9 protein-coding genes are annotated in these 13,826 nt (G+C 36.1%); 2 read left to right on the top strand and 7 right to left on the bottom strand.

Translation table 11 applies throughout. The annotated features are described in order from the left end of the window. Both VNJ50_RS04090 and bshC read right to left on the bottom strand, forming a co-directional pair. Positions 1-773 (bottom strand): pyridoxal phosphate-dependent decarboxylase family protein (locus VNJ50_RS04090; protein ID WP_325579314.1); only part of this gene is annotated, 773 nt, incomplete at its 3' end. Between the two features lie 18 nt (positions 774-791). Next, positions 792-2,402, bottom strand: coding sequence for a bacillithiol biosynthesis cysteine-adding enzyme BshC (gene bshC, locus VNJ50_RS04085; RefSeq protein ID WP_325579312.1), 1,611 nt, complete (start codon positions 2,400-2,402; stop codon positions 792-794). 119 nt (positions 2,403-2,521) lie between these two features. Between bshC and VNJ50_RS04080 the strand changes: the two genes are divergently transcribed. Both VNJ50_RS04080 and VNJ50_RS04075 read left to right on the top strand, forming a co-directional pair. After that, positions 2,522-5,008, top strand: a complete 2,487-nt coding sequence (locus VNJ50_RS04080; RefSeq protein WP_325579310.1) for a M14 metallopeptidase family protein — start codon at positions 2,522-2,524, stop codon at positions 5,006-5,008. 80 nt (positions 5,009-5,088) lie between these two features. Continuing rightward, positions 5,089-6,399, top strand: a complete 1,311-nt coding sequence (locus VNJ50_RS04075) for a carboxypeptidase-like regulatory domain-containing protein (RefSeq protein ID WP_325579308.1) — start codon at positions 5,089-5,091, stop codon at positions 6,397-6,399. Positions 6,400-6,540: 141 nt separating this feature from the next. Here VNJ50_RS04075 and VNJ50_RS04070 read toward each other — a convergent pair whose 3' ends face one another. The 5 genes from VNJ50_RS04070 to VNJ50_RS04050 all read right to left on the bottom strand — a co-directional run. Next, a complete protein-coding gene (locus VNJ50_RS04070; protein ID WP_325579306.1) occupies positions 6,541-9,630 on the bottom strand; it encodes a CusA/CzcA family heavy metal efflux RND transporter in 3,090 nt (1,029 codons plus the stop codon). Positions 9,631-9,639: 9 nt separating this feature from the next. Continuing rightward, positions 9,640-10,770, bottom strand: a complete 1,131-nt coding sequence (locus VNJ50_RS04065; protein WP_325579304.1) for an efflux RND transporter periplasmic adaptor subunit — start codon at positions 10,768-10,770, stop codon at positions 9,640-9,642. A 5-nt stretch (positions 10,771-10,775) separates the two neighbouring features. Beyond that, positions 10,776-12,116 (bottom strand): TolC family protein, encoded by a 1,341-nt coding sequence (locus VNJ50_RS04060; protein WP_325579302.1) that lies wholly within the window; start codon positions 12,114-12,116, stop codon positions 10,776-10,778. A 75-nt stretch (positions 12,117-12,191) separates the two neighbouring features. Beyond that, positions 12,192-13,568, bottom strand: a complete 1,377-nt coding sequence (locus VNJ50_RS04055) for a HAMP domain-containing sensor histidine kinase (protein WP_325579300.1) — start codon at positions 13,566-13,568, stop codon at positions 12,192-12,194. Further along, positions 13,568-13,826 (bottom strand): winged helix-turn-helix domain-containing protein (locus tag VNJ50_RS04050; protein ID WP_325579298.1); only part of this gene is annotated, 259 nt, incomplete at its 5' end. The genes VNJ50_RS04050 and VNJ50_RS04055, both read right to left, overlap by 1 nt.

Genomic DNA, 13,826 nt, shown 5'->3' with positions numbered 1-13,826 from the left:
CCATAAGCAGCATCCACATGAAACCATAGGTTTTCTTGCTGACATACTTCGGCAATCGTATCCAATTGGTCAATGATACCGGCATTGGTTGTTCCCGCGGTGGCGACCACAGCAAAAAGACGTTTCCGTTGGTGCGCCGTTAGGTCATTGATCGCCTTTTTCAAATCTTCACCTGTTAATCGCTCTTCAGAATCGACTAAAAGAATATCCACATCGGCCACTTTTGCCATCGCTTTAATAGATGAATGCGCGCCAATTGAAGTAATAATCAAGCCTTTTTCTCCTTGAAATTCGGGATTTTCTCGCCAATGTTCTCTCGCAGTAACAATGGCCGAAAGGTTAGCTGTCGTACCACCGCTGGTAAATACACCAAAAGCACCTTCGGGCATTCCTGTAAGCGATACCATCCAACGCATGGCCTCATTTTCGCAAAAAATACCGCCAGCGCCTTCCATCCAATAAGAACCATGAATACTGGATGCCGAAGTAATCAAATCAAACATAATGGCCGCCTTTGTTGGAGATGCAGGCACAAACGCCAAATTTCGAGGGTGATCAACCGGGACATTAGCATCTGCAAGATGTTCTTTCCAAAGATTAAAGGCATATTCACCGCCAACGCCTTTAGGGGTTATGGTTTCGCCAACTAGTTTTTTGAGTTCTTCTTCCTTTTTAGGTTTGCCAATAAGATGCTCGGTTGCAGAAACACGTCCAATAACATATTTCATGATATCAAGAGTCATCTCTATCAAATCCAAGTCGATTTTGTGCATACTTTTCATAATTTCGACCTATTGATTTGAGATGTCCAAGACTAAAAATTCGGCTTTCAAGGGTTCTAAGTTTTGAACCAAGGTTTGAATAATGCCTTCGCCGTATTCTAAATAAAATTCAGAGATATTGACTTGACGTTCTTGAAGACTATGTCGGGGAAATAATTCATCTTGAAGCAATTTAACACGTTGCAGGACATCATCAAGCTTTCGTTTTTGAGCTTTCAATAAACGTTTTTCGAGATTTTCTAAACCTTTTATTTGTTTGACTTCTTGTGCTGCAACAGCACCTTTAAACGATTTATCTGTTTGACTTGCTAATACATATAGCGTTTCGAACTGTTTTTGAAGCTGTTCTTTTTGCGGGCTAAAATCGATAGTAATATCAGAAATGGATTTTGTGACCTTATTCATCAAATCGTCTTCACCCAAAAACAAATCTTCCACCGAAACATTTAGTTTCTTAAGTTTCTCCATCTGCTTTTCAAAAACGAGTAGCGCGGAATTTCTCAATAATAAAATAGGAAAGGTGACATTTTGGGATTCAAAATTAGATTTTAATTGTAACCAATACGCTAATTCTCCACCACCGCCAATATAACACAGATTAGGCAAAATAATTTCTTGATACATGGGACGCAAAATCACATTGGGACTAAAACGCTCGGGATGTTCTCTGACTTCAGCAAGCAATTCATCTTTATCCCATCGGATATTGGTATTCAAAACTCCAAATTGACCATTAGATTCAAAAATCCGTTCTCTTAAATTTTCTTTCAGATAAAACAGATTAATTTCCCTCGGATTGACCTGAATTTTATATTGGGACGATAATTTATTGATTTGCTCATTGGTTTTTGACACCTTCTCAAAAGACGTTTGTTTAATGAGTTCTTCTTCGATATATGGAACATATAGTTTTTTCAAAATAGGATCATCCCCATCTAAAATAACAAGTCCGTATATAGCGAACAGTTTATTTACTAAAAACCGGGTCGCTTTTGTTAAGGTATCGTGCTCAAGATAAGCTTGGCGAAACAATTGTTTTAAAGATTTCGCATTATCACTGTTACCCATTTGTGCGGCAAACACTTCATATACATCATCCAAACCATCCAAATCAAGCTTACCCACAGCACCCGATGCATTTTTATTCCACTGTAATTTTTTTCCTTTGAAATTAAAAAAATTAATCTCCTCAAAATCATGATCTTCGGTAGCCATCCAATACACCGGAACAAAATTATACGTAGGATTATCCTGCTTTAATTGCTTACACAGATTGATGGTCGAAATAATCTTGTAAAAAAAATACAAAGGTCCCGTAAACAAATTTAACTGATGCCCTGTGGTTACGGTAAAAGTGGTGCCGTGTTTTAAAAGATCAATATTAGTGAGCGTTGCAGAAGATATCTTTAAGTTTTCATATTGCAACATAAGTGCCTTGACCAATTCTGCCCTATTATTTTTATTGTAAGTGTTACGCTTTTCTTCTATTTGGATTTTAAAATTATCGAGTGTTGGAAAACGGTTGTAAAACGGTTTCAAATCCTCCTTTTCATCTAAATAGTCGCAGATCAAGGACGAAAAATAATGAGTGTCTCTAAATGGGATATAATTGGTTGGCATAATCAATTTTAAAAATGAAATGTAAAGATAATGCTCTTGGCATTTTTTACATCTTAAATTTCAGTTAATTCACTTGGTGTTGGTATCTTTACTCTAAAAATATTTCACACTTATACAAAATGCAAAAACTATTCCTATTTCTAGTTGTTCTGACGAGCAATATCTTGGCAACACAAGCACAACAAATTCAATCGCCATCCGATTTTTTGGGGTATACCTTAGGCACAGAATTTTCAAGACATCATCAAGTTGTGGATTACTTTAAAATGGTGGCAGCACAAATGCCCAATCAGGTAAAACTTGAACAATATGGAGAAACCAATGAAAGAAGACCACTTTATACCGCTATTATTTCATCCGAAGAAAACATAAAAAATCTGGAAAGTATCAGAACCAACCATTTAAAAAACACAGAATCAACCGACGGAAATTCATCTTCAGAAAATATTGCAATTGTATGGCTAAGCTACAATGTTCATGGCAACGAAGCATCGAGCACTGAAGCCTCTATGAAAACCGTTTACACACTTTTAACCGAAAAGCAAGAATGGTTAAAAAACACGGTTATCATCATGGATCCGTGTATGAATCCTGATGGTCGCGACCGCTATGTCAATTGGTACAATCAAACCAAAAATACACCTTATAATATAGATCAACAGGCCAGCGAACAGAATGAACCTTGGCCAAGAGGACGCTCCAATCACTATCTTTTTGACCTCAATAGGGATTGGGTTTGGGCAACGCAAAAAGAAACTCAGGCCAGAATAAAAATTTACAATAAATGGCTACCACAAATACATGTTGATTTTCACGAACAAGGCATCAATGAACCTTACTATTTCGCACCTGCTGCTGAGCCTTATCATGATATCATAACCACTTGGCAACGTGATTTCCAAACGCAAATTGGAGAAAATCATGCCAAATACTTTGATGCGAATGGCTGGCTATATTTTACACGCGAGCGTTTTGATTTATTGTACCCAAGTTATGGCGATACTTATCCTACATACCTCGGCGCTATTGGGATGACCTACGAACAAGCCGGTCAATCTGGATTGGGCGTACGCAATGATGAAGGCGAAGTATTAACCTTAGTTGACCGCTTGGAACATCATCATATTACAGGATTATCTACGGTTGAAATAGCTTCCAAAAATGCTGAAAAACTAATCACCGAATTCAAAAAATACTTTGCTAATAAAAACTTAAAACATAAGAGCTATGTGATGAAGGGTTCTTCGGATAAGATTGACGGCCTAAAATCCTTATTGGACTTACACGAAATTAAATACGGAACAGCGTCGGCAGGAAAAATTTCAGGCTATAATTACAAAGATGGTAAAAATAGTGCAGCCAATACAACGTCCGAAGATTTGGTAGTGAGCACTAATCAGCCAAAAGGACAAATGGTTCAGGTTTTATTTGAACCGACCACTAAGTTGGCCGATTCGGTAACGTATGATATTACGGCATGGAGCCTTCCTTTTGCCTATGGATTGGATGCCATAGCCAGCACCAATTTAGTAGGAACAACGGCTATTGGAAAAACACCTCAACTGAACACCAAAAACTCAAATTCAGTAGCCTATGTCCTAAAATGGGACCACATGAAAGATGCTGAATTTTTAGCTGAGCTATTAAAACAAAATATCAAAATTCGTTTTTCAGAGCGACCTTTTACAACCAAAAATCCGGAAGAGTCATTTGATAGGGGTACTTTAATTATCATTCGAGGTGATAATAAAAAAGTTGAAAATTTTGATGATATCGTGATTGCAGCAGCTAACAAATTTAAAAGAAAAGCGGTTTCTGTTTCTAGCGGATTTTCAAAGTCAGGACCAGATTTTGGATCTCCAGATGTCAAATTGATCAACAAACACAATATTGCATTACTTTCAGGAAATTACACATCGTCATTAGGCTATGGCGAAGTTTGGCATTTTTTTGAAAAACAATTAAATTATCCGGTCACCTCAATCAATACGTCCGATTTTGCTGATGTGGATTTAAACAAATATTCCGTTTTGGTAATTCCGCATGGATTTTATGGAAATTTCTTCAACACATCCAATACCGAAAAATTGAGCGATTTTGTCCAAAAAGGTGGAAAGATAATCGCTATAGGTGGAGCTCTAAACATTTTTGCAAACAATGACGATTTCAGTTTAAAAAGAAATGAATCTGATGACAGCACTTCTGTAAAAGCCAATCTTACACCGTATGCCGAGCGCGAACGTGAAGACACCAATAATTTGATAACTGGCACAATTTTCAATATAGAAGTAGATCATACCCACCCGTTGGCATTTGGATATGATAAAAACTATTATACCTTAAAATCGGGCACTGCAGCATATAGCTTATTGGAAGACGGTTACAATGTTGGATATATCAATGACAAACCTAAAAAAATAGCTGGCTTTGCAGGAAAGAACACCTTGAAAAACCTTGAAAACTCAATGGTTTTTGGTGAAGAACGTCACGGGAATGGTAGCATTATCTACATGGCAGACAATGTACTTTTTAGAAACTTTTGGGAAAACGGCAAATTGTTTTTCGTCAACGCTATTTTCTTCGTAAACAACAAAGCCTTTGAATAATAAACAATCAAAATATTTATAGCTAAAACATCTTTTAAATCCTTTTTTTTTAGTACTTTAAGACTATAAATTAGAAGGTTATGAAAATTAAAATCGATAGTGCGCATTGGTCTGCAAAAAATCGTTTTTTATGGACTGTTTTCTTCGTTTTTATTGGAGTGAATGTTTTTTCGAGCGCTCATTTCCAAGCGCAAGAAAAAAACCAAAACTTCACCGAATTCAAAGGCAAATTAGTGGACAGCAGATCCAAAACACCTTTAGCTTTTGCAACCTTGAGTGTTGATGAAACAAACATTAGCACCATCACAAATTCTGATGGCGAATTTTTATTAAAAGTGCCCAATGTGCATTTAAACAAGAATATTACGGTTTCATTTTTAGGGTATCAAACCAAAACACTTTCTGTTTCTGAATTAAAAAACAGTGACAACGAAATTTCATTACAAGAATCTATAATGGAACTCTCAGAAGTAAGAATTAATGCTCCAAAAGATGCACGTGCTTTAGTAAAAGCTTCATTAGACAAAAAAGCAAAGCATTATCTTGATGAAGAAACCATTATGACCGCGTTCTATAGGGAGACTATCAAAAAAAGACGGCGTAATGCATCTTTATCTGAAGCCATTGTTGAAATTTATAAAGAACCTTACAGTTCGACCAAACCAGATAAAATCAAACTTATCAAAGCTCGAAAAAGCACAGATTACAATAAATTAGACACTTTGGCCGTCAAATTGCAAGGTGGACCTTATAGCACACTTTATGCGGATATGATAAAATATCCACAGTTTATTTTTCCTAACAACAACCTTTTGGAATATGATTTTGTATTTGACAAACCTACAGAAATCAATGACCGATCGGTATATGTGGTGCGATTCAAGCAACATTCAGATCAAGTGGAGCCCATGTATTACGGCACACTTTACATTGACGTAGAAACCTTTTCATTAATTAGCGCCATTTATAATTTGAATGTCGAAAACCGTGAGATGGCCACTGAAATGTTTGTTAAAAAGAAACCCAATAAAGCAACTGTTTATCCGACAGAAGCAGCTTATAGGATAGATTATAGATTAAAAGATGGCAAATGGTATTATGGGTACAGCAATCTTCAATTGACCATAAAAGTGATTTGGAAAGGCCGATTGTTTAACAGTATTTACACGTTAAACAGCGAGATGGCGATTACCGATTGGGCAAAGGATTTAAGCGAAAGTTTTACCAGAAAAGAAACCTTACGACCTTCGGTAATTTTAAGTGATGAAGCTTCCGGTTTTTCTGATCCCGAGTTCTGGGGCGAATACAATATCATTGAACCGGATAACTCTATTGAATCTGCTATTGAAAAAATCAAAAGACAATTGGAAAGACAAAAGGGAAAGGAATAAACCAATAACCGTTTACATCTCTAAGATTTTATAAATGCTTTCAAAACATGAGCTATCAAATTAAAAGTCTTATTATTAGATATTTATATTTAATCTTAACAATCCCGTTAATTTATCGGGATTGTTAGATCTTTTTCAACGTTAATCTTTTGATTTTTTATAAGCCAAATAAAACAGCTGTGGCAAAACAGTTAATGAAAGCACAGTACAAATCAAGATTCCGCCCACAATCATAATCGCCAAGGGTTTCTGGATTTCAGAACCCATTCCATTAGACAATGCTGCTGGCAATAAACCCATGGCACCCATTAAGCCAATCATCACAATAGGTCTAATCTTTTCTTTCACTCCCAAAGATATTGCTTTCTTTAAATGATGGCGCTCTTGAAGTTTTTCATGAATAACAGTTATTAAAATAAGTCCGTTAATGGTAGAAACTCCAAAAAGAATGATAAATCCAATACCTGCCGAAATCCCGAAAACCGTTCCTGTAATCCATAAGGATACCAGACCGCCGACAAAAGCGAAAGGCAATGTAAGCGCTGCAATAACAGTATCTTTCACATTTCCGAAATTCATATATAACAAAAAGAGAATTAGCAATAGCGAAACGGGCACCACCATCATCAACTGATTACTGGCACGTTCTTTACTTTCAAATTCACCGGCCCATTCCACTTTGCTATACGACGGAATTTCAACTTCGGCTTCTACTTTTTGACGTGCTTCAGCAATCGTACTTCCCAAATCGCGACCTTCAATACTAAAACCAACACCTATATAACGACTATTTCCTTCACGATAGATAAAAGCTGGACCCGTATGAAAATCGATGGTTGCAATTTCCTTTAACGGCACATGATGCCCATCAAGCACTGGCACTAAAATGTTTCCAATAGATTCGGCAGTGCCACGATATTGTTTTTGATATCTAATTCGTACATCAAACATACGTTCGCCTTCATAAAAAGTAGTTGCTGCCTGACCTCCAATAGCCATGGCTACTACAGATTGCGCATCAGACATCGTCACTCCATATTTCGCCATTTTATTATCATGCAGCTGAATGCGCAATTCTGGTTGTCCTATATTTTCGTACACATTCAAATCGGTAACACCTTCAACATCTCTAATGGCATCTGCTACTTCATGGGCTTTTTTCTCCAATTCAAACAAATCGTCACCAAAAATTTTAATCACCAATGAACTTTTTACACCAGCCACATATTCTTCCACATTATCTTGGATAGGCTGGCTAAAACCAAAATTAATCCCTGGATAAGTTTCCAAATCAGCACGCAGTTCTGCCAACAGATCATCTTTGGTAATATTGCGTTTCCACTCGTCTTCAGGTTTTAATTGAATGTGGAATTCAATATTAAAAAACCCTGTCGGATCGGTCCCATCATTGGGACGACCGGTTTGGGTCAACACAAATTTAATTTCGTCATGTTGTTTTATTTTTTGTTTCATTTTCTCTGCTAATTTAACCGACTCCTCCAAATGGATACTGTTGGGCAAAGTAGCACGTACATAAATAGCACCCTCGTTTAATTTTGGCAGAAACTCCGTACCGTAATAATGAAATTTCACTAAACAAATCAACAATAAGCCACAGAAAGTATATAACGTTGCTTTTCCATAGTTGTCGGTAAATTTGAAAAGTTTAAAAAATTGCACATTGAAAAACTTAGAAACCAAGCTTTCTTTATCATTAACGCCATTTTTCAACAATACTTTACACATCGCTGGCACGTAGGTTAAACTTAAAATCAACGAACCCAAAAGTGCGTAACCTAAAGTAAAAGCTAAAGGCGAAAACATTTTTCCTTCCACTTTCTGGAAAGAGAAAATTGGCATTAATGCGATAATCAGAATAAACAGTGCAAAGAAGATTGGCGTTGAAACTTTACCAACACTCTTTTTAATAATGCCCAATTTAGAAATTTTGGAAAATTTTTCTTTTCCGATAAGTCGTGATTTTAATTGAAGTGACACAAAAACCGATTCGACGATAACCAAGGTGCCTTCTAAAAGCAATCCAAAATCCAAAGCACCCATAGAAATTAGGTTAGCTGGCAAACCTTGAATGCGCAACATGATAATCGCAAATAAAAAAGATAAAGGAATCACTGAGGCTACAATCAAAGTGGTGCGCCAATTGTACAGAAAAATAAATACAATCAGCGATACTAAAAGCACGCCTTCAATCAAGTTTTTGGTCACCGTACTTACAGTGGCATCTACTAATTCCGAACGATCAATAAATGGAACAATTTCAACGTTTTTTGGTAAAACACGGGTATTCAACTCCTCGATTCGTGATTTTAAACCTTCAATAACATCAGCAGGATTTTCGCCACGCAACATAATTACGATACCCTGAACCAAATCGTTATCATCATCAAGACCTACTTGCCCTAATCGTGGTTTGGCACCAATAACCACTTCGGCCACATGCTTTACCAACACAGGCGTAGAACCATTAACCGTAATCAAGATGTTTTCAATATCTTCAACACTTTCCAATAAACCCACGCCACGAACGGCATAAGCTTGATCGCCACGTTGGATCACATCGCCGCCCACATTGATATTACTTTTAGAAACAGCCTCAAAAACATCTAATGGCGAAAGGTTATAATTTTTTAATTCGCTTGGATTAATTTGAATTTCATAAATTTTTTCTTCGCCACCAAAACTGGCCACATCTGCCACACCAGGAACAGACAGCAATTCGCGCTCAATCGTCCAATCGTGAATGGCAGATATTTCTTTAATAGGCAAATCACTTTTCACCACATATCTAAAAATTTCACCTGTAGCTCCGGACGGCGGTTCAATTTCAGCATCACTTCCTTCGGGTAAAGCCAAACCTTGCAATCTGTTTGAAGCGTATTGCTGTGCGTAAAAATCTTCTACATCATCATCAAAAATAACCGTTACCACCGAAAGTCCAAATAAGGATGTGGAACGCACTTCTGCTTTTTTAGGAATGGTATTCATCGCTTTAGAAACCGGAAGTGTAATAAATTTCTCAACTTCTTCAGCACTTCTACCTGGCCATTGCGTAATGATCCGCGCTCTGGTACTGGTTACATCAGGAAAAGCTTCGATCGGGATTTTGATATAATTAATTATTCCCGCAACGAGCAATAAGCCAGTCAGAAAAAATACAATCGTGGAGTTTTTTAAGGAAAAACCAACAATACCTTGAACAAATTTTTTCATGATTCGTAGTTATTTTAAGGCTTTTAGATGGTTATAAATCAGCAAATGATTTTTAACAATAATTTGCTCGCCTTCTTCAATGCTATTTTCAAAAAAAACATGGGTACTGTTCTGAACATTAGGAATGACTTTTCTGATCTCTATTTCACAATCGGATTTATAGAACACTAAAAAATAGTGATTGTCATCAAAAATCAGTGCATTTATTGGAGCTGCATTGGCTAGAACACCATCTTCCTTTTCTACTTTTGCATCCACGAGCATTCCTGGCATTAACTTACGGTCAGAATTATCCATTAAAATACGCGCTTTTAGAACACGTTCATTGGAATCAAAAACCTGTGAAATGGAATTAATTTTACCAGAAAACAAAGCGTCAGGATAAGCATCAACAGTGATTTCCACTGGCATATCTTTCTTTACATACGGAATATTACCGGCATAGATATTGGCCATAATCCAGACTTCACCTAAATCAGAAATCGTAAAAAGCGGATCGCTTTCTGCCGAAATCTGCATTCCCGGAGCCACATTTTTACTGATAACGGTTCCTGTACTTGGTGCTTTAACCTGAAACACACCACGGTCACTACTGCCACTAAATAAATTTAATTGTGCATTGATATTTTGCAACTCGGCCTTAAGAACATCAAGATTACTTTGTGCTTCAATTAAATCGCGTTGTGACGCTATTTTATCGTTGTGCATTTCTTGAACAGATTCCAATTCGCGTTGTGCTACAAGAATTTGAGATTGAACACTCAATTTCTGTGAACTTAAACTGCTTAATTCACTGCTCATCATTTCTAAAAGCAACTGTCCTTTTTTAACTTCTTCACCTAACGTGAAATAGGTTTTAGTGATGACGCCACTTACCAAACTCACAAAATGCACTGTTTTATCTGGGTTGGATTCTACATTGGCATTTAACAAAATAGATTCTGAAATTGGTTTTTTTACGACAGCCACTTTTAGGATATCGTCCTTCATAAAATCATTGAGGCAAAAGCCAGTTTCTACCGCTACTTCATTTTCTTTTTTATTTTGCGAACAGCTACAAACAAGCAATAGCAGCAATAAAAAAACAGAAAAACGGTTTATTATATTGATATTCAATTTTTTAATATTATATATTTTCATGGTATTTAAATTTCTTTTCCGATGGTATATTGAAGTGTTTCTAAATGAAGATGGATCTCTTTTTTGGACTCAAGGATAATTTTTTTGTTTTCCAGATAAGCTTCCTGAAAATCCAAATACTGCAACAAGCTTATATTTCGACTGATAAAATTTTTGGTATAACTTTCAAAAATGGTGTCCAAATCCTTTTCAAAATCAACATCTATAGTTTGGTAAAATGCCAATGCCGAAAGAAAGTCTTTGTAATGCTGATTAAATTCGGCTTTGACACGTAAACGGATGTCATCAAATCGCATGGTTGTATTCTCAATTCCGAAATGCGCATGTTTAATAGCACCTTGATTTCTATTAAAAAACGGTAAATCTATGGATATACCGAAACCAAAAAAGCTTGGCCAAACGCCTCCGCCCCTATCGTACGAAGTACTAAAACTAACATCAGGAATGGCTTGTGCTTTTTCATAGATCAACAAACTTTTGAGCTGCTCATTTTCTAATTCAACCAACTTCACATCCGGTCGGTGTGCGAAAATTTCGTCTTCAAGATTTAGGAATTCAATACTTTCAAGTTTTTGAAGATTTGGCGTGAAATCATCTTCCAGCACAAACAAAGACGCATGATCAGTAATACTCAAAAGAATTTTTAAATCCTTTTCCTTTTCATTTTGCTCTTTATCAAGCTCAATTATTTGTTTGGACAGTTCCAGTTGCAGTGTTTGAAGTCGCATAAAATCCCCTTTACTGATATAATTGCTTTCAAACTGTTTTTTATAAGCTGTTAAAAGATTTTGGACCAAATCGCGTTGTTTTAAAAACACCTTGCTATATAATTGCAGATACTGCAACTCAGTAAGCGTGTTTCTAAAATCGTATTTTAATTGGCGTAAAAGTTCCTCAAATTCTTGTTCAGCTACTTTGACCCCTACTTTTTCTAAGGCAATCTGCTTTTTACGTTTTCCTGCGGTCATGATCTGCTGTTCCAGTCTCACTGAAAACTGAGTGTTCTTTGCTGCACTTCCAAAAACCGAAGGTAAAGGTTCGTCCAAATAAGAGAGTTGTTTTTTGGTAGCCCATAAATTAACATCTTCGAGCGTCAAATTGGGGTTGGGCCAAAGTTTAGCCTGTAGCACGAAAGCTTCTGCCTGATCAATTTTAAATTTCTCGGCCATCAACACTAAATTTTGCTTTAAGAAAACCGCTTCATACTGCTGCCTGCTTAACTTAAGCGTATCTTTTTGCTGAGTTAGAGCAAATCCATTCCAGCTTATTGTGATCAATAAGCCTATTAAAACATTCATTTTGAGATTATGAATGTTGGGAGTTCGTTTTTTATCTTTCCATTTCATCTGGCAAAAGACTTCAAAACGACCTTAAAAAGACCTTAAAATGGATAAAGTTTAGCTTAAGGTTTCTTTCAAAAATCAACTATTTTGTAATGGAAAGATGACCGAAAACTTGTTCAAATGTTTTCCGTCGGTCGAATAAGAAACATGACCATCGTGTTGGGAAATAATTTTATGGATAAAAACCAAGCCCAAACCAAAACCCGATTTGCCCTTACTGTTTTTACCTCTAAAGAAATGTTGAAACAAGTACTTCTGCTCTTCGGGCGCAATAACCGGCCCTTTATTTATAAAATCGATTTGAAGCTGGTTTTCACCTGTTATGATTTGAATATTCCCTTCTTTGTTAGAGCTATAATGAATAGAATTTAACATCAAATTGGTAAATGCAGCTTTTAAAAGTCTTGCAGAACCTTGTATGGTCAATAACGCCTCGTTATCTGTATTCCCTAAATAATCCAATGAAAATTCAAAATCGGGATAGAGTTGTGCCAATTCATCTATGGTATCAAAAATGAGCTCATCCACACGGATTTCAGTTTTTGGAATACTTTGTCCAGTATCGGTTTTAGAAAGTTCCAATAACAGATTTATAATTTCACTTAAACTTTTGGTATCTTCTTTTTGACGATGGATCTGCGTTTTTAAAACCTCCAAATCGGTTTCTTTTTCCATGCGTTCAAAATTGGAAACCAAAACGGCAATGGGTGTTTTCAATTCATGTGAAATGTGATTGATGGCATGTTTTTGAAAGGAAACCGCTTCTTTCATGCGTTTCATAAGTTTATTGAACTGTTCGGCCAAAACCACAATTTCATTCTCCGAACGTTTCACTTCAATAGGAATATAAAGCGTATCAAAATTGTAATCGGTAATTTTTTCGGTAATATCCACAATCGGTTCAGCGATAATCCGAGATAAATAATACGCTATTAAAATAATGGCCAATGAAATGCCCAGAAATGTGAAAATTAAAACATAGCGCAAAAAGTCCAATTTAGAATACCCCGATTCATCAAAGGCTTTATTAATGCCATAATAAGTATTGTTATTATACTCGACATATACTCCGACAACGTCATATAAATCGTCTTTGGTTTCCAACCATGGATGCGCAATAGTGAGCACATTTAAAATGCCATTAACCTCTTTATCAGGAATCTGCAAATCATCAATGCTGGAATAAATCAAGTTTTTAGCAGCATCAAAAATCAAAAGTTTTTCATCATAAAACTCATTAATACTAATGCGATCCAAGGCCTGAATAATTGATTCATCGGCCTGTTTGATCTCTGTAAGAAACTTTATGGTAGAAGTGATTTTCTGTTTCTGTTTCTGTTGAAATTCCTCTTCTCGAAACTCGTAAAAAAGGGTGTAGATAAAAAACAGGGTTATGCCCAACAAACTAATAATAGTTGCAGAAAAATACAGTAATATTTTTCGTCTAATACTCATCAGTCTTCAAAATAATAACCATAACCTATTTTGGTTTTTATGGATTCTTTACCAAATGGACGATCTATTTTTTTACGCAGAAAATTGATATAAACCTCTATAGTATTAGTATTGGCGTCAAAAGACTTTCCCCAAATTTGCTGCACCAACGTTTGTTTGGAAACGATTTCACCTTTAGATTCCAGAAGTTTTTCAAGAATTTGATATTCTCGTGGTGTTAATATAATATCGATTCCTTGACGGCTAACTTCTTTCAAT

The organism is Gelidibacter sp., from assembly GCF_035577925.1.
Lineage (GTDB): Bacteria > Bacteroidota > Bacteroidia > Flavobacteriales > Flavobacteriaceae > Gelidibacter.
This window is presented reverse-complemented; position numbering and strand designations above follow the sequence as displayed.